Annotated in this window: 21 protein-coding genes; 11 read left to right on the top strand and 10 right to left on the bottom strand. The window is 37.8% G+C overall.

Features of this window, described 5'->3' with window-relative positions:
• Positions 1–94: 94 nt before the first annotated feature.
• From ilvG to ilvA, 7 genes are all read left to right on the top strand, one after another.
• The gene (gene ilvG, locus K7G93_RS09115) at positions 95–1744 is read left to right on the top strand and encodes an acetolactate synthase 2 catalytic subunit (RefSeq protein ID WP_226690513.1); all 1650 of its coding nucleotides are present in this window, start codon (positions 95–97) and stop codon (positions 1742–1744) included.
• 30 nt (positions 1745–1774) lie between these two features.
• Positions 1775–2005, top strand: a complete 231-nt coding sequence (ilvM, locus tag K7G93_RS09110; protein ID WP_049215352.1) for an acetolactate synthase 2 small subunit — start codon at positions 1775–1777, stop codon at positions 2003–2005.
• 20 nt (positions 2006–2025) lie between these two features.
• The gene (locus K7G93_RS09105; RefSeq protein WP_223667767.1) at positions 2026–2718 is read left to right on the top strand and encodes an aspartate/glutamate racemase family protein; all 693 of its coding nucleotides are present in this window, start codon (positions 2026–2028) and stop codon (positions 2716–2718) included.
• A gap of 20 nt (positions 2719–2738) precedes the next feature.
• Positions 2739–3641, top strand: coding sequence for a DMT family transporter (locus tag K7G93_RS09100; RefSeq protein ID WP_202384063.1), 903 nt, complete (start codon positions 2739–2741; stop codon positions 3639–3641).
• Positions 3642–3652: 11 nt separating this feature from the next.
• Positions 3653–4984, top strand: a complete 1332-nt coding sequence (locus K7G93_RS09095) for an MATE family Na+-driven efflux transporter (protein WP_223667765.1) — start codon at positions 3653–3655, stop codon at positions 4982–4984.
• A 30-nt stretch (positions 4985–5014) separates the two neighbouring features.
• A complete protein-coding gene (gene ilvD / locus K7G93_RS09090) occupies positions 5015–6850 on the top strand; it encodes a dihydroxy-acid dehydratase (RefSeq protein WP_226690509.1) in 1836 nt (611 codons plus the stop codon).
• Between the two features lie 322 nt (positions 6851–7172).
• Positions 7173–8714, top strand: a complete 1542-nt coding sequence (gene ilvA / locus K7G93_RS09085) for a threonine ammonia-lyase, biosynthetic (protein WP_226690510.1) — start codon at positions 7173–7175, stop codon at positions 8712–8714.
• Positions 8715–8763: 49 nt separating this feature from the next.
• Here ilvA and K7G93_RS09080 read toward each other — a convergent pair whose 3' ends face one another.
• The 6 genes from K7G93_RS09080 to rpe all read right to left on the bottom strand — a co-directional run bounded on the left by K7G93_RS09080 (position 8764) and on the right by rpe (position 15435).
• Positions 8764–9399, bottom strand: coding sequence for a hypothetical protein (locus K7G93_RS09080; RefSeq protein ID WP_226690511.1), 636 nt, complete (start codon positions 9397–9399; stop codon positions 8764–8766).
• A gap of 292 nt (positions 9400–9691) precedes the next feature.
• Positions 9692–10156: an IS200/IS605 family transposase gene (gene tnpA / locus K7G93_RS09075; protein WP_228400326.1), complete on the bottom strand. Its 465-nt coding sequence runs from the start codon at positions 10154–10156 to the stop codon at positions 9692–9694.
• A gap of 193 nt (positions 10157–10349) precedes the next feature.
• The gene (locus K7G93_RS09070; RefSeq protein ID WP_226690503.1) at positions 10350–12896 is read right to left on the bottom strand and encodes a TonB-dependent receptor domain-containing protein; all 2547 of its coding nucleotides are present in this window, start codon (positions 12894–12896) and stop codon (positions 10350–10352) included.
• A 166-nt stretch (positions 12897–13062) separates the two neighbouring features.
• Positions 13063–14061 (bottom strand): tryptophan--tRNA ligase, encoded by a 999-nt coding sequence (gene trpS / locus K7G93_RS09065; RefSeq protein WP_049215339.1) that lies wholly within the window; start codon positions 14059–14061, stop codon positions 13063–13065.
• 9 nt (positions 14062–14070) lie between these two features.
• Positions 14071–14745, bottom strand: coding sequence for a phosphoglycolate phosphatase (locus K7G93_RS09060; protein WP_160531912.1), 675 nt, complete (start codon positions 14743–14745; stop codon positions 14071–14073).
• Positions 14746–14760: 15 nt separating this feature from the next.
• Positions 14761–15435 carry a ribulose-phosphate 3-epimerase gene (rpe, locus tag K7G93_RS09055; protein ID WP_049215335.1) on the bottom strand — a complete coding sequence of 225 codons (675 nt, stop codon included), beginning with the start codon at positions 15433–15435 and terminating at the stop codon, positions 14761–14763.
• A 103-nt stretch (positions 15436–15538) separates the two neighbouring features.
• On the opposite strand from rpe, the gene K7G93_RS09050 reads away from it, so the two are divergent.
• The 4 genes from K7G93_RS09050 to dtd all read left to right on the top strand — a co-directional run bounded on the left by K7G93_RS09050 (position 15539) and on the right by dtd (position 18050).
• Entirely contained in the window at positions 15539–16171 is a 633-nt protein-coding gene (locus tag K7G93_RS09050) for a LysE/ArgO family amino acid transporter (protein WP_049215333.1), read from the top strand.
• Between the two features lie 105 nt (positions 16172–16276).
• Entirely contained in the window at positions 16277–16750 is a 474-nt protein-coding gene (locus K7G93_RS09045; RefSeq protein ID WP_049215364.1) for a YchJ family protein, read from the top strand.
• Positions 16747–17619: a virulence factor BrkB family protein gene (locus K7G93_RS09040; RefSeq protein WP_049215331.1), complete on the top strand. Its 873-nt coding sequence runs from the start codon at positions 16747–16749 to the stop codon at positions 17617–17619. Before K7G93_RS09045 ends, K7G93_RS09040 begins: the two co-directional genes overlap by 4 nt.
• Positions 17616–18050 (top strand): D-aminoacyl-tRNA deacylase, encoded by a 435-nt coding sequence (gene dtd / locus K7G93_RS09035; RefSeq protein ID WP_228400364.1) that lies wholly within the window; start codon positions 17616–17618, stop codon positions 18048–18050. The genes K7G93_RS09040 and dtd overlap by 4 nt, the downstream gene beginning before the upstream one ends.
• Positions 18051–18095: 45 nt before the next feature.
• Here the strand turns inward: dtd and nlpD are convergent, their stop codons facing one another.
• Genes nlpD through surE form a run of 4 tightly spaced genes read right to left on the bottom strand, consistent with a single transcriptional unit; the run spans position 18096 to position 21046 of the window.
• The gene (gene nlpD, locus K7G93_RS09030; protein WP_224045881.1) at positions 18096–19481 is read right to left on the bottom strand and encodes a murein hydrolase activator NlpD; all 1386 of its coding nucleotides are present in this window, start codon (positions 19479–19481) and stop codon (positions 18096–18098) included.
• A 37-nt stretch (positions 19482–19518) separates the two neighbouring features.
• Positions 19519–19680 (bottom strand): hypothetical protein, encoded by a 162-nt coding sequence (locus tag K7G93_RS09025; RefSeq protein ID WP_162837297.1) that lies wholly within the window; start codon positions 19678–19680, stop codon positions 19519–19521.
• Between the two features lie 13 nt (positions 19681–19693).
• Positions 19694–20269, bottom strand: coding sequence for a YqaA family protein (locus tag K7G93_RS09020; RefSeq protein WP_049215325.1), 576 nt, complete (start codon positions 20267–20269; stop codon positions 19694–19696).
• 36 nt (positions 20270–20305) lie between these two features.
• A complete protein-coding gene (gene surE / locus K7G93_RS09015) occupies positions 20306–21046 on the bottom strand; it encodes a 5'/3'-nucleotidase SurE (RefSeq protein ID WP_115323381.1) in 741 nt (246 codons plus the stop codon).
• Positions 21047–21057 lie beyond the last annotated feature (11 nt).

Genomic DNA, 21057 nt, shown 5'->3' with positions numbered 1-21057 from the left:
GTTTGATTAGCAAGAAACCAAATAGATCAAATATAACCCTCGTCTGATAAGCAGCGAGGGTTTTTTATATATAAAATGAGTAAGGGTGATTTATATGAATGGGGCAAGATTAGTCACAGAAAGTTTGAAAGCGCATGGTGTCACAACTGTATTTGGTTATCCTGGTGGCGCAATTATGCCTGTTTACGATGCTCTTTATGATGCAGGGCTTGAACATTTACTCTGCCGTAATGAACAAGGCGCTGCAATGGCTGCCATTGGTTATGCCAGAGCAAGTGGTCAAGTGGGAGTTTGTATCGCGACTTCAGGACCTGGTGCGGCTAATTTAATCACTGGGCTAGGGGATGCACTGATGGATTCAATTCCCGTTGTTGCTATTACAGGTCAAGTCGCGTCTCCATTAATTGGTACCGACGCATTTCAAGAGGCAGATGTATTAGGCTTATCCCTCGCTTGCACGAAGCATAGTTTTTTAGTTCAAAATATTGAAGAACTCCCTACTATTATCGCAAAAGCCTTTCACATCGCCGCAAGCGGTAGACCTGGTCCCGTGTTAATTGATATTCCAAAAGATGTACAAGTTGCTCCAACCTCACTCAAACCCGTTGTGTTTGAGCATGAACAACCTGCTACGCTGTCTGAGGACAAATTATCTGCAGCACTCGCGTTATTACAATCGGCAAAACGTCCTGTTATGTATGTTGGTGGCGGTGTAGGCATGGCAAATGCTGTTCCTGCATTACGTCACTTTTTAGATATCACCCAAATGCCAAGTGTCTCCACATTGAAGGGACTAGGTAGCATTAATCCAGATAACCCTTACTATATGGGGATGATTGGGATGCATGGCACTAAAGCTGCTAACTATGCAGTCCAAGAATGTGATTTATTACTTGCCTTTGGTGCACGCTTTGATGATCGCGTAACGGGTAAATTAGAAACATTCGCTCCTCATGCTAAAGTTATTCATGCCGACATTGATATCGCTGAAATCGGCAAATTACGCCGCCCTGATGTTGCATTGTGTGGTGATATTGTACAAGCTTTAACCGCACTCAGTGTGCCATTAACGCTTACAGACTGGCAACAACGTGTCGCTCAACTTAAAGCACAGCATGATTTTTGTTATAGCGATAATCAAGGCGATACCTTTATCAATCCACTCTGGTTATTACATACTTTGTCCAACAAAAAACCACAAAATGCGGTGATCACCACAGATGTGGGGCAGCATCAAATGTGGTCAGCCCAACATATACAGCACTTTGCACCAACAAATTACATTACATCAGCAGGTTATGGCACGATGGGCTTTGGTTTACCAGCAGCCATTGGGGCGAAGAAAGCACGTCCAGAAGATGAAGTAATTGTTATCTCTGGAGATGGCTCTATCATGATGAATATTCAAGAATTAGGCTCAATTAAACGAGGTAAAGCACCTATTAAAATCGTGTTATTAGATAATCAACGTTTAGGTATGGTGCGTCAATGGCAAGAGCTGTTCTTTAATGCTCGTTTTAGTAGCACGATTTTAGATGATAACCCTGATTTTGTCATGTTAGCTGCTGCTTTTGGTATTCAAGGCGAACGTATTACGAAAGGGGAAGAAGTCGATGCTGCTCTAGATCGCTTATTCGCAAGCAAAGAAGCCTACTTCTTACATGTTTGTATCCCAAGTAATGAAAATGTTTGGCCATTAGTACCACCTAATGCGTGTAATATGGATATGTTAGAAAACATGTAAAGTGCGGTCGATTTTGAGGAAATTTTTTATATGCAAACTTATCAATTCACATTAGAAGCAAATCAACGTCCAGAAACACTTGAGCGTATTTTACGTGTGATCCGTCATCGCGGTTTTTATGTCGTAGCAATGCAAGTACAGACAGAAAATGACAAAGCATATTGTCATTTTACACTAAAAAGTGAGCGAGCTTTAAGTTTACTCATTAATCAATTAAGTAAAATGTACGATGTCTTCACTATTAACCATACTCAAGCATAAAACAGATAAGGATGCTGCTCATGAAAACACTCGGTATTATTGGCGGTATGTCACCTGAAAGTACGGTAACTTATTATAGTTTAATCAACCAGTTAGTTAATCAAGCAAAAGGTGGAAATCATAGTGCACCATTAGTGATGGTGAATATTGAGTTTGAAGAAATTGTGCGTTTACAAAAACAAGGCGAATGGCAAAAAGCAGGGGAAATCCTCGCGACCGCTGCACAAAAATTAACCCAAATAGGGGCCGAAGGAATATTGTTAGCAACTAACACAATGCATAAAGTTGCGTCTCATATTATTGAAGCAATTGATGTCCCTTTTCTGCATATTATTGATGCTACGGCAGAAGCGATTAAAGCCAAACAAGTTAAGCAAATTGCATTATTAGGGACACAATTTACAATGCAAGATCATTTTTATCGAGATCTTTTATTAGCACATAACATTATCCCTATTATCCCAAGCCATGCGCAGCAACAAGAAATTCATCGTATTATTTTTACTGAACTTTGTATCGGCAAAAGCAACCCCGAATCGAAACAATTTTATCTTGATGTAATTGCAGATTTAGAAAAACAAGGTGCTCAAGGGGTAATTTTAGGCTGTACCGAAATTGGTTTATTAATTAATCAGCGGGATGCAACGCTACCATTTTTTGATACAACCACATTACACGCACACAAAGCAGCTGAGTTTATTCTCACCGAATAATTGCTGTTTAAAGGAAAAATATGGCACATATCGCGCTCACAGAAAAAACCGCCATGATTGGCTTAGTTGTTGGCTGTATTATTTTTGGTCTTGGCAGTTTAATTGTAGCTTATGTGCCTATTGGTGCCTATGCTATTGCGTTTTGGCGTTTATTAGTTGCCGCGATTATTTTTTATATATTAGCAAGCTTATTTAAACAAATTGCACCAATATCAAAACAAGCCAAACATTATGCCCTTATTTCTGGTGCATTTTTAGGTTTAGATTTAGCCTTGTGGCATGAAAGCATTTATGCTGTAGGACCAGGCATTTCAACCTTATTAAATAGCCTACAAATTTTCTGGCTATCAGCAATTGGTTTCTTTTGGTTTCATGAACGGCAAAGCAAATTACAATTATTTAGCCTCTGCCTCGCAGTCTTTGGTGTTGCATTAATTGGTAGCCCAGAGTTTAAACAAAATCAAAATGCGTTGTGGGGATTTATTTCGGGTATCGTATCAGGCTTGATGTTGGCATTATCGATGGTCTATATTCGCAAAACACAGCAAGCCGCAGTTACCCCTATTTTCCCGTTAATGTTTCGTGTTAGTGTGGGGGGAATGTTGATTTTGCTCTTACCTGCTTTATGGCTTAACAGCACTCAACTTTATCCAACAACATGGGAACAAGTAGGATTAGTACTGGTTTATGGCGCTATCATGCAATGTTTAGCTTGGGGTATGATCGCCTATTCAATTCCACTTTTATCACTTAGTGTGACGGGATTACTTTTACTATCGGAGCCCGTAGCTGCATTAATAATTGATTATGTATTGCTTCATAAGGCAATCAACGGATTACAATGGTGCGGCGCATTTTTAACGATGTTAGCAATCTATTTGGGCTCATTGCGACCTAATAAAACTGAACATAAAAAAATATAAGGTACATAAATATGAACAGCCTAAAAGAATTTGACTTTAAGCTATGGTTTACATTTCTATTAATTATTCTTATCCCTTCATTACAGAATATTATCCGTTTGCATTTTATCGGAGACATGCCAAATGAATGGGGATTCAATATTGCAAGTCAAATTCAATGGCTAAATATTCTTTATGAAATACTTAAAGAAGGAATATTACTTCCCCTTTTTTTTATGCTTTATCAGGCGAAGAGGAAAGGCTATTTAACTCTTAGAAATAGCGCGCTAAGCGGCTTATATGTTGTATTTTTATTTCATTGTATTTTATCTTTATGTATCTTTTTCTTTGCTAATGAGCTACTCAGTTTTGCTAAACAAACTAAAGAACTGATAGCACAAACTTCTACATATATAAAAATTGAGTCAGTTGCAATTTTATTCTCAATATCATTAGAATACTTAATAATTTATTTAGCGGTAAGCAATAAAATAAAAGAAATATTCAAACTATTCTTATTTAAATCTATTTTATTATTTTTTTCAGACCTATTTATAATCTCACAAAATGATTACTCTTTAAAATTAGGCGTTAATGGAATAGCTATTTCCAACTTAATTATAAACATTCTACTATCAATCTATATCATTTCAAAAATTAATTTCCATGAATTAATTATAAATAAAGAATTTACTTTTAATAAAAACTGGATTAAATCATGGTTTAAATTAGGCTTTTTCTCAGGTGCTGAATCTCTTGTACGTAATGCAGTATTTTTTATTATGATTCTATCTATGATGAATGAAATTGGAGAACAGGGCAACTATTGGGTTGCAAATAGTATCATTTGGGGTATTTTATTAGCCCCTTCATTAGCTCTATCTGAAGTTGTAAAGCGAGATATTGCAGAAAGTGTTGAGAATATAAAAATTAAAACACACTCTTATATTATGTTAACCTTATTATTTTCAATATTTTGGATATTAACCCTTCCATTTTTGGATTTAATCATGCCACTTATACTTGGAAATAAAAATAATATTGTTATTGATCTAATAATACTACAAACAATATTCTATCTATGCTTCATGTTTAACAACTCTATTTTTGACGCAACAATTTATGGACTAGGTATAACTAAGTATATATTTTATCAATCTATATTTGTCAACATTGGATATTATGGAGTCATATTTATACTATATAAAACAGAAGTAATTGTTATGTCTTTATATAGTATATCAATGATATTTGGATTTGGAATGCTAATAGATTTATTTCCTACATTATATTTTTATATAAAAGCTTTAAAGCAAAATAATATTAAGTTAAACGAGATATTCTCAAAAAAATTTATTTCTTAAAACTAACACAACATTACACTTGGAGAGATTATGCCAAAATTACGTTCAGCAACAAGCACACAGGGTCGCAATATGGCGGGGGCAAGAGCTCTGTGGCGTGCAACAGGAATGACAGATAAGGATTTTGGGAAACCCATTATTGCTGTAGTCAATTCTTTTACTCAGTTTGTTCCTGGTCATGTACATTTAAAAGACATTGGACAATTAGTCGCCCGTGAAATTGAAAAAGCAGGGGGAGTTGCCAAAGAATTTAATACGATTGCCGTGGATGATGGTATTGCTATGGGACATGGTGGAATGCTCTACTCCCTACCTTCACGCGATTTAATTGCGGATTCTGTGGAATATATGGTCAACGCACATTGTGCTGATGCGATGGTATGTATTTCTAACTGTGACAAAATCACACCAGGCATGCTAATGGCGGCATTACGCTTAAATATCCCAACTGTCTTCGTCTCTGGTGGTCCAATGGAGGCAGGCAAAACTAAATTATCTGATCAAATTATTAAACTCGATTTAGTTGATGCAATGATTCAAGGCGCAAATCCAAATGTATCCGATGAAGATAGTGACAAAATCGAACGGTCTGCCTGCCCAACTTGTGGCTCCTGCTCTGGAATGTTTACTGCAAACTCTATGAACTGCTTAACTGAGGCACTCGGTTTAAGCTTACCTGGTAACGGTTCATGTCTCGCGACTCATGCTGATCGCAAGCAACTCTTTTTAGAGGCAGGTAAACAAATTGTCGAACTATGCAAACGTTATTATGAGCAAGATGACCAACGTGTTTTACCACGCAATATCGCTACAAAAGCGGCGTTCGAAAATGCCATGAGTCTTGACATTGCAATGGGAGGATCTACTAATACCATTTTACATTTATTAGCCGCTGCACAAGAGGCTGAAGTGGATTTCACTATGGCAGATATTGATCGCCTTTCTCGCAAAGTACCTTGTTTGAGTAAAGTTGCGCCTAATACACAAAAATATCATATGGAAGATGTACATCGTGCAGGCGGTATTATGGCAATTTTAGGTGAGTTAGATCGTGCAGGCTTATTGCATAATAACACACACACTGTTTTAGGATTAAGTCTTGCTGAACAATTGGCACATTATGACATCAAACTCACACAAGATGAAAATGTACACAAATTCTTCCGTGCAGGCCCTGCTGGGATTCGTACTACAGAAGCTTTTTCACAAGATTGCCGCTGGGATACAGTCGATGATGATCGTGAGAATGGTTGTATCCGTAGTAAAGAATTTGCCTACAGCCAAGACGGTGGTTTAGCTATGCTCTCTGGTAACCTCGCACAAGACGGTTGTATTGTCAAAACAGCAGGCGTTGATGAGTCAATTCTCAAATTCACTGGCAAAGCCATTGTGTTTGAAAGCCAAGAAGATGCTGTTGCAGGCATTTTAGGTGGTAAAGTCCAAGCGGGTCACGTTGTCGTAATCCGTTACGAAGGACCAAAAGGTGGACCAGGTATGCAAGAAATGCTCTATCCAACCAGCTATTTAAAATCGATGGGATTAGGTAAAGCCTGCGCGTTATTAACAGACGGGCGCTTCTCTGGCGGAACATCGGGCTTATCTATTGGACATGTCTCGCCAGAAGCGGCAGCAGGTGGCACGATAGGTCTGGTCAGCGATGGAGATACAATTGAAATTGATATCCCAAACCGTACGATCCAATTATGTGTAGCGGAAGAAGAACTCGCACAACGCCGTGTAAAACAAAATAAACTCGGCTGGCAACCTGCAAACCGCCAACGTGAAGTCTCCTTTGCCTTAAAAGTCTACGGCCATTTTGCCACATCAGCCGATAAAGGTGCGGTAAGAGATAAAAGCAAAATTTAACATTACTATCTTATAAAGAGGGAACAGAAGTATTCAAAGTGCGGTGAGTTTTTAAGAGATTTCAACTTATCTTTAAATGAGTATAACGTACCCTGTTCCCCCTTATTTTTTACCGTAGCGGTTGCGTTAACTTTTGAGAACAACTTTCAGTGTTTGAGCTTGCCAAACAAGGGCGCTTTTAAAGTTGATTCTCAAGGTTTGCAATAACAAAGAAAGAAGAAAAATCAGGGACATGTTTCTTTTGGTTACTTTTTTACACAAGCCCAAAAGTAACTCGCCCTCAGGCGACAGATTAACATAATGAAATAAACGGATATAATTTATGGTCAATAACTTAACTTCAACTCAACCTACTGGGGCCGAATATTTAAAAGCAGTTCTCAGCTCAAGAGTGTACGAAGTCGCACAAGTGACGCCTCTACAAGAAATGCCAAAACTTTCCGAACGTTTGGGTAATAAGGTATTTATCAAACGAGAAGATCGCCAACCTGTGCATAGCTTTAAATTGCGTGGTGCTTATGCCATGATTGCAGGGTTAGACGAGGAGCAAAAACATGCGGGTGTCATCGCTGCTTCGGCTGGAAATCACGCTCAAGGCGTCGCACTTTCGGCAAAACAATTGGGCTTGCGTGCGTTAATTGTCATGCCACAAAATACACCGAGTATTAAAGTCGATGCAGTGCGCGGTTTTGGTGGTGAAGTCTTGTTATATGGCGCTAACTTTGATGAGGCAAAAGCCAAAGCGATCGAACTATCTGAAACTAAAAATATGACATTTATCCCTCCGTTTGATCATCCTGCTGTCATTGCAGGGCAAGGTTCCTTAGCCATGGAATTATTGCAACAAAATACTCAAATTGATCGTATTTTTGTGCCTGTTGGCGGTGGTGGCTTAGCCGCAGGTATCGCTGTACTCATTAAACAACTTATGCCAGAAATCAAAGTCATTGGCGTTGAGTCAAAAGATTCAGCCTGTTTATATAAAGCTTTAAAAGTGGGGAGACCAATCGATCTAGACCGTGTTGGGCTATTTGCTGATGGCGTTGCGGTCAAACGGATTGGTGATGAAACTTTCCGAGTTTGTCAGCAATATATCGATGATGTAGTGTTAGTTGATAGTGATGAAATCTGTGCTGCAGTGAAAGATATTTTTGAGAATGTACGTGCTATTGCCGAACCTTCTGGTGCATTGTCGTTAGCTGGATTAAAAAAATATGTGAAAGAACACAATATCCAAGGGGAAACCTTAATTAACGTTCTTTCTGGTGCAAACTTAAACTTTCATACACTACGTTATGTGTCAGAGCGTTGTGAAATTGGTGAGCAACAAGAAGCGTTACTGGCGGTGACGATTCCTGAAAAACCGGGTAGTTTCTTAAAATTTTGTCATATTCTCGGTGCAGTGCCTGTCACAGAATTTAAATATCGTTATGCTGATGATGCGCAAGCTTGTATTTTTGTAGGGGTACGCATCAGCGGAGAAGAGGAAAAAAACAGTATTATCGATCAATTACAGCGTAATGGTTATGATTTAATCGACTTATCTAATGATGATATTGCAAAAACTCACGTGCGCTATATGATCGGTGGACGTTCAAATAGCGATTTTAAAGAACGTTTATACAGTTTTGAATTTCCAGAACAAAAAGGGGCATTATTAAAATTCCTTGAAACACTCGGGAAAACACATTGGAATATTTCCGTATTCCATTATCGTGCACATGGTGCTGATTACGGTAATGTTCTTGCAGGTTTCCAACTAAATGATGACGATCTTGAAGCATTTAACCAACATTTGGAAAAACTCGGCTACGTTTATCAAGATGTAACGGAAAGCCCAGCCTATCGTTATTTCTTAGTCTAAACCAACAAAAAAGTGCGGTCATTTTCACCGCACTTTTTTGCTATACATCTTATTTCACAAAATCACTAAATGTCAGCTCATAATTGTCGCCATCTCGATTGTAGGAAATGAAACGAGGGAATTGCTCACCTACAAATTTCTTCACTACGATATCTTTATCACCCGTTTTAAATTGATACGTGATTTGGGTAACCTCTTGTTTATTATATTTAACGATATCTTCGCTTTTTTTCACAAACACATTATGCATTGGGTACAATTTTTTTCCATTCGTAATTTGAAAATTAATCGGTAATTTGTCGTAATAGCTTAGCTGAAATGCCATTGTAAACAAATCGAACGTGGGAAGTTCTAACGCTTTTTTAGTCAGCCCATTTTTGACTTTACCATATTCAATAGTGTCGCCTTGGATTGTTGATGTTGCATAGGGATTGCCATTGCGAATATCTTTATAATCGATCATTTCAAACTGCTTACTGCTTTGCTTACCTTTAGACAAGAACTGAATATTATAAAGTGGCACATTAATTTTAGCATTGACTGAATACTGGCTACCGCCCGCTTTAAAATGCACATAAGCAGGCATGAGATAATTAGAGCTATACTTAATATTAAAATCCGCATTTGCCCATACATTGGGTAAGTAAACTAAAGCCACATAAAAAAAACTTTTTAAAAATCTCACCGCACTTTCCTCTCTCTTTACCTACTAAAAAATTAACATTCACGCTATCAATCAAAAAATCAAGATCCCTTGATCTGTAGTTGCTTTGACAACCAATACCGCACAATAATTCCAATCTAAATTTTACTAACAGTATGCATCATATAATAAAGGGGATAAAAAACCTAAATTTAACTAAATAACAATCCGCCCGTAAAACGGGCGGTTTTTAGGCCACCCTATAAGGGCCTAGTACTTCACATGCCCCTCAAGGGGCATGTGAAGTCTGACAACCGTTCAATAACTCTGTTGCCTACCCCTTAAAGGGGTCCATATATTCTTTCTTCGATAAATTATCCTGAATCATATCTTCCTTTTCCTGATTTCGGATATATTCCTCTACAATTTTTGTATTTAAACCTACTGCACTTACATAATAGCCTTTCGCCCAAAAATTTCGATTCCCATACTTATATTTTAAATTTGCATGTCTTTCAAATATCATTAGCGATGACTTACCTTTTAAATACCCCATAAAACTTGAAACGGCCAGTTTTGGAGGTATCCTTAACAGCATATGGATATGATCTTTCATTGCATATGCCTCTATTATCTCTACATTCTTGTAGTGACATAATTGTCTTAGTATCCCTCCTATATCAACTCGCAATTTTCCATAAATTGCTTTTCTCCTATACTTAGGGATAAAGACTATGTGGTACTTACAGTTCCATCTTGTGTGTGATAGACTTGAATCGTCATTGGATTTACTTGCCATGACTTATCCTCCTATATGTTGAATTTTGGTTGTCAGCCTTGTTCATTATAGGAGGATGTTTTGTTCTGCTCACCGCTTAAGCTTTTCTGTTCCATACGCAAAGCGTATGGTTTTTATAGCTAGACTTTGTCTAGCTATAAATAAAAAACCGCACTTCATCACAAAGTGCGGTTATTATACGTAATGTTTATGATCAGAAACGATACTCTAGACCAAGATGTAAAGTACGACCTGGTGCAGTATTTAACCCCATATTATTTACATCTAAATAATAACGATTAAATACATTATCCATTGTCATCGTGAATTTAAGATGCTCAGATACATTATAGTTCGCATATAAATCCACTAAAGAGTAAGGGGCCCACTCAATACTTGAAGTATTCACAAAGCGCTCTGCTGAAAGCACTGGTACAAGACGTTTACTATAATAGCTATAACGAGCGCCAATATCTAATTGCTCATTCAGCCAGCGTGAACCTAATGTAATATGTAAATTTAAGCGAGGAGGAACGGCATTATTTAGATTACTACGGTACACATAACCCGAATTACATTGCGGTTCTTTTCCTGCTTGTTCAGGCGTTAAACAAAATTGTGTTTTTGTATAATACGTGCCAGATAACTTCGTATAAAACTTACGCATATCGTAATAGGCTGATGCTTCAAAACCCGTGAACTGAGCACTTTGAATATTTAAAGTTTGTGTGACACCACTTTTACGATCAAAACTTCGAGTTAAATAGTCATCCACATTGTTATGAAAATAGGCTAATTTAAAACCAACAACATTATCTCTATTGCCAATATTTTCGTAAAATCCACTGATACCTAATTCCCAATTTTTAGCGCGTTCAGGTTTAAGGCGTTCCAAGTTATCTGCTGTTGATTGCATACTCCAACCTTTAGTTGCTTGGAATAAACTTGGTGAACGCAATGCTTGAGCATATTTCACATAAAGCGTCGTGCCATTCATAATTTCTGAACTGAGCATCACAATCGGTGAAAATCCTTTATTTTTAATTGGTTCTTGTTTATGCACAACATATTTATATTGTGGTATAAAATCAACTCCACCACCTGGACGAGGTACTGGTTTATCACCAATATGCACTTTTTCTTCTCGCACAACATAGTCGTAAATTGTTGAACGCATATAACGTAATCCAACATCAGCTTTTAACCAAGATACAAATGGATAACTCACATTAATAAATGCACTCATTTCCTTCCGTTTACCATCACGAACATAGAGTGGGGCAATCGCATTATCGGGATAGCCTTTTGCTCTAACTCTTTGTAATGCATTACGAGGTGGATAAATACGCTCATAGTTATGTGCAACACCATATTTCAAAGTTAAAGGTTGGTTGTTAATTTGAAAAATACTTGTGTTATCAACACTCAATCCTTTTTGTTTTGAAATCAAAAAATGAGCATGACGACTAGATAATGAATAGCCATATTCTTCAATAAGTGGAGTAAAATTTGATGAGTCACTATGTGTATAATAAGTATTGATATTCAAATTTATATAGGGATTATTCGGGTTATATTGATAACTTAAATTATAGTTATCTACCTTCACTTCTGTCCCTTCACCTTGCAGTGCTCCATAAGCCCTAAAATTTAAAATTGAACTCATAATTTCACCGAAATGGCTACGATAATGACGATATGCGAGCCCTAAACGATGCTCGTTATTATAAAAATTGACTTTCGCTAAATAGGAGTCATTATTTTGTGATGTATTCAATGCTTCTTCACCAGGACGATAAAGTGTGCTGCGATTTTTCTTAAATGACAATATACCTATTTCAACATCTTCATGCTGACGCGGTTCTAAAACTTCGACAGAATCCTCTTCTACTTTAATATTATCAATTTGTGGCGTTTGCCCGTGTCTTCCTACAAAGTAGTTACCTTGTTTACGTTTAGCATATGCCAGAACAAGATCAGCATTATCCCATTTTTTAGCAAATGCAAGACTGTAATTATAAGAATTGAAGTCAAGTCCATGAGAAGAATAACGTGCAGAGGGGGCATAAGTTTGCATTTGGCATAATCCCGTTGTATTGCTAAGACATTTATGAATATATCTTGTTTGATAACCCCCTCTAGTATAATTTTCAGGAGGTGCAACAGTATTTGTCATTGTGCCCAGTTTCAAGCGAACGCCCCAATCTTTACCTTCTGTGACAATGTCTTTCCAGCTAATCGTATTCATACGTACAACACCACCAATCGCACCTGTTGCATCATTCGCTAAAGAAGGTCCTTTCTCAATCTCAACTTGGCTTATTAAATCAGGATCTAAGTATGTACGTGTCGATGAGCCAGCATAGCCTTGCCAAGAGGGGACCGACTGTAGTCCATTATCTACCCAAACAGGTACTCTATTTTCATTGGCGATACCTCTAATATTGACTGAAAGTGCACCACTATTACGTTTATTCCCAACAATCACACTTGGTATACCTGATAGAAAGTCTCCAACAGAGCTTCCTCTAAACTGAGTAATATCAGATTGAGTTAAATAAGAATAAGAGCCAGCAGACAAGTAAGTTTTGATCAAGCTCTCATCATACTCTCCACCTTTTTCACTCTCATTAACATGAATAGTCTCTAATTTATTTATGGTTGTTTTTTCTGTGTTGGACTCAGCAAAAGCAACTGTTGGTATTGCTAAAACCATACTGAAGCTTAAACTAAGTGAACCTACCAGCACTTTCTGTTGCATGTTTTCTCCTTACTTTTACTAAATGATAATAAATATCATTACAATCTAGCGATATTTTTAAGGGAATGCAATCCTCTATCATAAAAACTCTTTTTTATGATAGAAATAAAAAAACCGCACTTTTTACTCCAACGTACGGTTCAGTTTTAAAAGATAAGTGAAGTAATTACGCTACAAAACCAACAGCTTGGTAAACAGCATCTAAAGTTTTCTTCGCACGTTCACGCGCTTTTTCTGCGCCTTCACGAGCAATTTTATTTAGCAACGCTTCGTTATTGCGGAAATGATGGAAACGTTCTTGTAATGTAGTTAGCATTGCTGATACTTCATCTGCTACCGCACCTTTTAAGTGACCATACATTTTGCCTTCAAATTCTGCTTCAAGTTCTACAATAGATTTGCCCGTTACGCCAGATAAAATATCTAATAAGTTAGACACACCTGCTTTATTTTGTAAATCATAACGAACTACAGGTGGTTCATCTGAATCTGTCACTGCACGTTTAATTTTTTTGGCTACAGCTTTTGGATCTTCTAATAACCCAATCACATTATTACGGTTTTCATCTGATTTTGACATTTTCTTTTCAGGTTCAAGCAATGACATAACGCGTGCACCTGCTTCTGGAATAAACGGCTCTGGCACCGCAAATAAATCACCATAAAGTGCATTAAAGCGATTTGCAATATCGCGCGTAATCTCCAAATGCTGTTTTTGATCTTCTCCAACTGGCACTTGGTTCGCTTGATATAACAAAATATCTGCCGCCATTAACACTGGGTAAGTGAATAAACCAACATTGATATTTTCTGCGTGGCGAGCAGATTTATCTTTGAATTGAGTCATTCGCCCCATTTCACCGAAATAAGTATAGCAATTGAGTACCCAAGCTAATTGAGTATGCTCTGGCACATGAGACTGAATAAAGATAGTGCTTTTTTCAGGATCAATTCCACAAGCTAAATAAAGTGCTAATACATCTAAGGTGGCTTTACGCAATGCAGCAGGATCTTGACGAACAGTAATCGCATGTAAATCTACGATACAGAATAGGCATTCGTAATCGTCTTGCATTTTTACCCATTGACGCAATGCACCAAGATAGTTCCCAATGGTTAATTCGCCTGATGGCTGCACGCCACTTAATACAACAGGTTTTGTCATTGTTATTCCTTATTTTAAAATCGTTAAAATATCTGCAAAATCATCAAACACCCAATCTGGATTTGCCTCAGAAATTGGAATGTTATAGTTGTAGCCATAGGTTAAACCAACCACTGGGCAGCCTGCTGAATGTGCAGCTAAAATATCATTTTTAGAATCGCCTACAAATAAAATTTGTTTTGGATACAAGCCAAATTTACCACATAAATAATACAATGGCGCTGGGTGTGGCTTAATCGCTGGTAAAGATTGCCCACCTAATAGCTCACTAAATAAATGGTCGATACCAAATGCAGCTAACACAGGTTGAACGTGTTTTGTTGGCTTGTTGGTCACTACTGCTAAGGTGTAGCCTTGTGCTTTTAGCTGTTCCAATGTGTCTTTTACATGAGGGTACAAACGACTTAAGTTACATAAATTTTCGCCATAATAGAAACCAAAACGGCGTTTTAATTCACGAATTTGTTCATCTGAGAGCGTTTCACCACCTTGTTCACTTGTCCATGCTAATGCACGCGAGATCAAAATATCGGCACCATTGCCAATCCAAGTGAGTACTAGTTCTTCTGGTGCTTGGGGTAAATCAAATTCTGCTAATGCTGAATTTACTGAGAGTGCCAAATCAGGCAAGCTGTCGACTAAAGTACCATCTAGGTCAAAACCAATGAGTTTAAATTGTGTCATTTTTACACCGCACTTTTATGATGAAAGAGTTGCTAATTGTTGACGCATATCGTCAATGATTTTCTTGTAATCTGGTTGATCAAAAATTGCAGACCCTGCAACGAACATATCTGCACCAGCCTTGGCAATGTCCGCAATATTGTTTACCTTGACACCACCATCTACTTCTAAGCGAATATCAAAACCACTTTGATCGATACGTTGACGCACTTCACGTAATTTATCTAAGGTGCTTGGAATAAAAGATTGCCCACCAAATCCAGGATTGACTGACATCAATAGGATCACATCCACTTTGTCCATAACATAATCTAAATAACTTAATGGCGTCGCTGGATTAAACACAAGTCCTGACTTACAGCCACAATCACGTACCAATTGTAAAGACCGATCAATATGTTCAGTTGCTTCTGGATGGAAAGTAATGTAATTTGCACCTGCTTTTGCAAAATCAGGAATAATACGATCGACTGGCTTCACCATTAAATGCACATCAATTGGGGCTGTAATACCATAATCACGTAGTGCCTTACATACTGCAGGACCGAAGGTTAAATTTGGTACATAATGGTTATCCATCACATCGAAATGAATAACATCTGCACCAGCATCTAATACATTTTGAACATCCTCACCTAAACGAGCTAAATCCGCAGATAGAATGGAAGGCGCAATTAAATAAGGTTTCATCATTGACCTCACTTGTAAACAAGTTGTTAAACTAAACGCTTGCAAAGCGAAAATATTGCGTTTAGTGTACTACTTTATGTTTAAATTATTAAGGAAATTCTTTATGGAACCGCTTTTGCAAGGATTTTTTGTTACCTCTGGTTTAATTATTGCAATCGGCGCACAAAATGCCTTTGTATTGAAACAGGGATTACTTAAACAAAATATTCTCGCTGTTATTTTAACTTGCTTTATTTGCGATATTGTGTTGATTTCATTAGGTGTGTTAGGTTTAGGTTCATTAATTAGCCAAAACTTAATGGCAACAGTAGTCCTCGCATTTTTAGGCGCTACATTTTTACTCTTTTATGGCTTAAAAGCCTTCTTATCGGCTTATCATGGTGATGCTTCTCTTACGTTTGAAGAGCAAGAAAATACGCCACAACGTGCAATACACGCTGTCATTGCGACTCTACTTATTACCTTACTTAATCCGCATGTTTATTTAGATACAGTCGTGATTTTAGGCGGTATTGCAGGAACATTAGCCTTTCAAGAGAAAATATTATTTTTAATTGGCGCATTATGTGTATCTGCTTTATGGTTCTTCAGCTTAGGTTATGGTGCTCGATTATTGATTCCCTTTTTCCGCCGTCCGATTACATGGCGTATTTTAGATCTCATTATTGGCGTAATTATGTGGGCAATTGCTATCAGCCTAATCCACTATGGTGTGACTTTATTAAAAGAGTTATAAGTCAAAAATCCGCTAAAAAGAGATTGAAGTATAAAGAGAAACTATTTTTCAATCAAAGGTGCCTTTGTTACAATTTTAATCTAGTATGAACATATGATGGAAAAAATGACTGAAAAACTAACCGCACTTTGTCCTTGTCAATCAGACCTGCCTTATCAAGATTGCTGTGCGCCATTTCATCAACAGCAGCAATTCCCTACTGATGCAATACAATTAATGCGCTCTCGTTATACAGCTTATGTATTAAAAAATATTGATTATATTGTGCAAACGACTGTGCCTGCTCAACAATCTTTATTACCTATTGATGTATTAAAAGACTGGGCACAACAAACACTGTGGGTGGGGCTAACTATCGTCAAACATCAGTTACTATCTAAAACACATAGTAGAGTGGAATTTGACGCATACTTTACTACTGACAAAGGAACACAGGTGCATAATGAAACATCGCTGTTTGTAAATATTGAAGGTCGTTGGTATTTTGTCGATCCAACTGTCTCACTACCCACAATGAAACAGCCTTGCATTTGTAACTCAAAGAAAAAATTTAAACATTGTTGTGGAGGTTTACTGTGACAAATTCGTTAAAAAATACAACATTATTCTTTAAAACATTTTGGTTGAGATTTCAACAAAACAAACTGACTCAGGCTGCTGGCTACTTAACTTATAGTACAATGCTCGCACTAGTACCACTTATTATGGTCGTCTTTTCTGTATTTTCAGCCTTTCCTGTTTTTAATGAAGTAACTGGTGAAATTAAAAGTTTTATTTTCAATAACTTTGCTCCCCAAGCAAGTGATATCGTTGGGCAATATATCGATGAATTTGTCACAAACTCAAAACAAATGAGTGCAGTGGGTGTCATCAGCTTAGTTGCGGTTGCACTGATGTTAATTAATTCAATTGATCGTACTCTAAATTCAATTTGGCATGATACTAGTACACGCCCACTTGTCTTCTCTGTTGCCATTTATTGGTTAATTTTAACGCTAGGACCACTACTTATCGGAGCAAGTATTGGGGTAAGTGCTTATGTTAGCACTTATGTTTCATCTGTCTTTGAGTCGGATTTATCCTTACCTTTTGGGCTTAAGATTCTTAGTTTTGTGCCATTTCTACTTACATGGTTGATTTTTACATTAGTGTATGCCGTTGTACCCAATAAAAAAGTAAAAATGACACATTCCGCAGCAGGTGCGTTAGTCGCCGCGTTTTTCTTTACACTCGGTAAACAAGCATTTACTTGGTATATAGCTACATTCCCATCTTACCAATTAATTTATGGCGCGATGGCTACTTTGCCTATTATGTTACTTTGGATTCAATTAAGTTGGGTCGTTATTTTACTAGGAGCCCAACTATCCGCAGTATTAACAGAGATGACAATGATAAATGAATCTCAAAAAGCAATTCAAATTGAGCAAGAAAAGGAAAAAAAATGATTGCATTAATCCAACGTGTCAGCCAAGCCAAAGTCAGCGTAGAGGAACAGGTCGTTGGCGAAATTGGACAAGGATTATTAATACTACTTGGTATTGAAAAAGAAGATAATCAAGCAAAAGCAGACCGACTTATCGAGAAAGTCCTTAACTACCGCTTATTTAGTGATACAGAAGGAAAAATGAATTTAAATGTACAGCAAATTGATGGGGAGGTACTGATTGTCTCACAATTTACTTTAGCAGCTGATACACAAAAAGGATTGCGCCCTAGTTTCTCAAATGGTGCGTCACCTATGTTGGCAAATGAGTTATATCATTACTTTACCCAACAATGTACGAAAAAAATTAAAACTGCGACGGGACAATTCGCAGCAGATATGCAAGTCAGTTTAACAAACGATGGTCCCGTCACATTTTGGCTGCAAGTCTAGATAAGAAAATAGGACATTATGCATGTCCTATTTTTCGATACGCTCTTAGCGTTTTGGTAAATAGCGGGTAGGATCGACAGATTTACCCTTATAACGAATTTCAAAGTGTAATTTAACACTATTGGTACCAGAACTTCCCATTTTAGCAATTTGCTGCCCTGCTCGAACTTCTTGTTGATCTTTTACTAAAATGCTTTCGTTATGTGCATAAGCACTTAAATAATCATCATTATGCTTAATAATGATCAAATTACCATAACCACGTAGTGCATTTCCTGCGTATACAACACGCCCAGCTGCTGCAGCATTGACAGCTTGACCACGAGAACCAGCAATATCGACTCCTTTATTGCCGCCATCTGCGGTAGAAAAACCCTGTACAATATTCCCTTTCGTTGGCCATTGCCATACCACATTAGATACAACTTGTTTTGTTGTTGGTACAGGGACAGATACTGGCGAATCAACAACAGGCTGCACAACAGGTTGAGGTTGTTGAGTTATTGTAGGAGACGAGCTCACGCCTGATTTAATAGGTCCAATAATAGTGCCATCAGAGCCATATTGTGTACCGTGTGGGCCTGGTGTGTAAGTCACTTCTTTTGTTTTTGGTTGATCTACTGGCGGCACAACAGGTTGTGTGACTGGTTGTGGTGTCGCTACCGTTTTACCATTTGACACACGCAATGTTTGTCCAACGCTTAAGCGATATGGTTCCGACATATTATTCAGTGATGCTAATTCTTTCACATCAATTCCAGAAATATAAGCGATTAGATACATCGTATCGCCTTTACGCACTGTATAAGTTTCGCCTTTATAAAAACCCTTATCTATTTTGCTGTAGTCTGGGCGATTGTCATTCGGATTGCGAGGAATCTTAAAGTCCTGGCTCACTGGCTTTAAAGTAGGTGCGGCTGCCCCCACAGCAGTCGGTGTAACTGCACCAGATTGATAGGTATTATTTCCATTTGAGACTTTTAATACTTGACCAGTACTCAAAGTATAAGGCTCAGACATATTATTTAATGCAGCAATTTCTTTAACACTGAGACCCGAAATATAAGAAATTAAGTACATACTATCGCCTTTACGTACAGTATAAGTGTCTCCTTTGTAAGAGCCACGTACAATCTTACTATAATCAGGCTGGTTGGTCACAGGATCACGCGGAATATCAAAATGTGTTGAAGTTGAGAGAGGTTGATTTACAGGAGAAGTTGGCTGATAAGTTGGCTCTCCCATCCCGACTGGCATTGTATTTTGTTGTTGAATTTGAGGCTCCCAAGCACCTCCATTAGCAGGATCAACTGGTTGCATAATACCAGGTGTCAATGTGCCATCAACACTCTCTACAGGCGCTGGCGCATTTGAACTACAAGCAGCCAACACAGCAATACTGATAGGCAAAAGTAAAAACGACTTTTTCATATTTGCTAGTTTCCTCTTTCTTATTTTCAATTTTTAATTAATGTTTTGTAATCTCTGGCAGCCAACTACCACCTTCAACAGCACCTGTTCCCGAAACTGGCTCCATTATACCTGGCGCCAACGCACTCTCATCTTGAACATTTCTTGTACAGGCACTTAACACTAGAATCATAGACAACAATAAAAGTAATTTATTCATTTTTCGCCTTAAATTATCGCAAAATAAAATAAGCCAGCACAGCTAAAGCTACTACTGACCAACCGATGAGTTCAATTGAACGACGTAATTTATCCGCAAACTTTTCCCCACCCCAAGCAGCAAGTTTTGCGACCAATAAAAAACGCGCCGCTCTTGAAATAAATGCGGTAAGTAAGAATGGCAAAAATGCCATTTGCATCACACCTGCACAAATCGTAAAAACTTTGTAGGGGATTGGTGAAAAACCTGCCACAAAAACCACTAATATTCCCCACTGCTCAAACCACGATATCGCAGTATCCCAATGTTGTTGATAGCCAAATTGCTGTATGTAATGCTGTACAAAATCTAACGCATAGTAGCCCAATCCATAACCAACTGCCCCACCAAGTACTGATGCAACTGCAGTATAAAGTGCAAATCTAAACGCACTTTGTGGTTTTGACATTGACATTGGAATCAACATGACATCAGGCGGAATCGGAAAAAATATCGCCTCGATAAAGCTTGTAAAAGAAAGAAAAAACGTAGCATAACGGTGTTTTGACCATATCATCGTTTTATCATACATCGCACTGAAAATTTTCAACGCACACCTTCCTAAAAAATAATCAAAAACGCGTCATTATTCACTTTCTAACCAATCTTGTAAAGATTGTAATGAATGATAGGCTGTCATATCAGCTTGAATTGGCGTCAAAGCAACGTAGCCATTTTTAACCGCATAAAAATCTGTCCCTTCTTTCTCATTCTCTGCTAAGCCTGCTGGTCCCACCCAATAAATTGCTTCACCCCGAGGATCTTTTTGTTTAATCACTTCTGCTGCGGATGCCCGATAACCCAAATGACAAACTTTAATTCCTTTTAGTTGATCATAAGGAATATCAGGCACATTAATATTCATGATTTCCCGGCTTTTTAAAATCCGTCCGTGTAATTTGGGAATTAATTCACATACAACACGTGCAGCAGTTTCATAATGCTGACGACCATTTAAAGAAACAGCAATTGCAGGTAGCCCTAAATAACGTCCTTCTAATGCAGCTGCAACTGTACCTGAATAAATCACATCATCACCTAAATTTGCGCCCGCATTAATACCAGAAACGACCAAATCGACTTGTCCAGATAAAAAACCATTCAATGCTAAATACACACAATCTGCAGGAGTCCCATTTACACAATAATCACCATTTGGTAAATGCAATGGGCGCAGTGGCTCAACTAAAGTCAATGAACTTGAAGCTGCGCTGCGATTACGATCAGGAGCAACGACTGTTACGTCTGTAAATTTACGCAACTCACGTGCAAGTGTCTGAATTCCTTCAGCATGAATCCCGTCGTCGTTACTAAGTAGAATCCTCATTATATTTTTTA

The organism is Pasteurella canis (genome assembly GCF_020810675.1).
In the GTDB taxonomy this organism is placed as follows: domain Bacteria; phylum Pseudomonadota; class Gammaproteobacteria; order Enterobacterales; family Pasteurellaceae; genus Pasteurella; species Pasteurella canis.
Note: the sequence above shows the minus strand (reverse complement) of the source record. Positions and strands in the feature narration are given on the sequence as shown.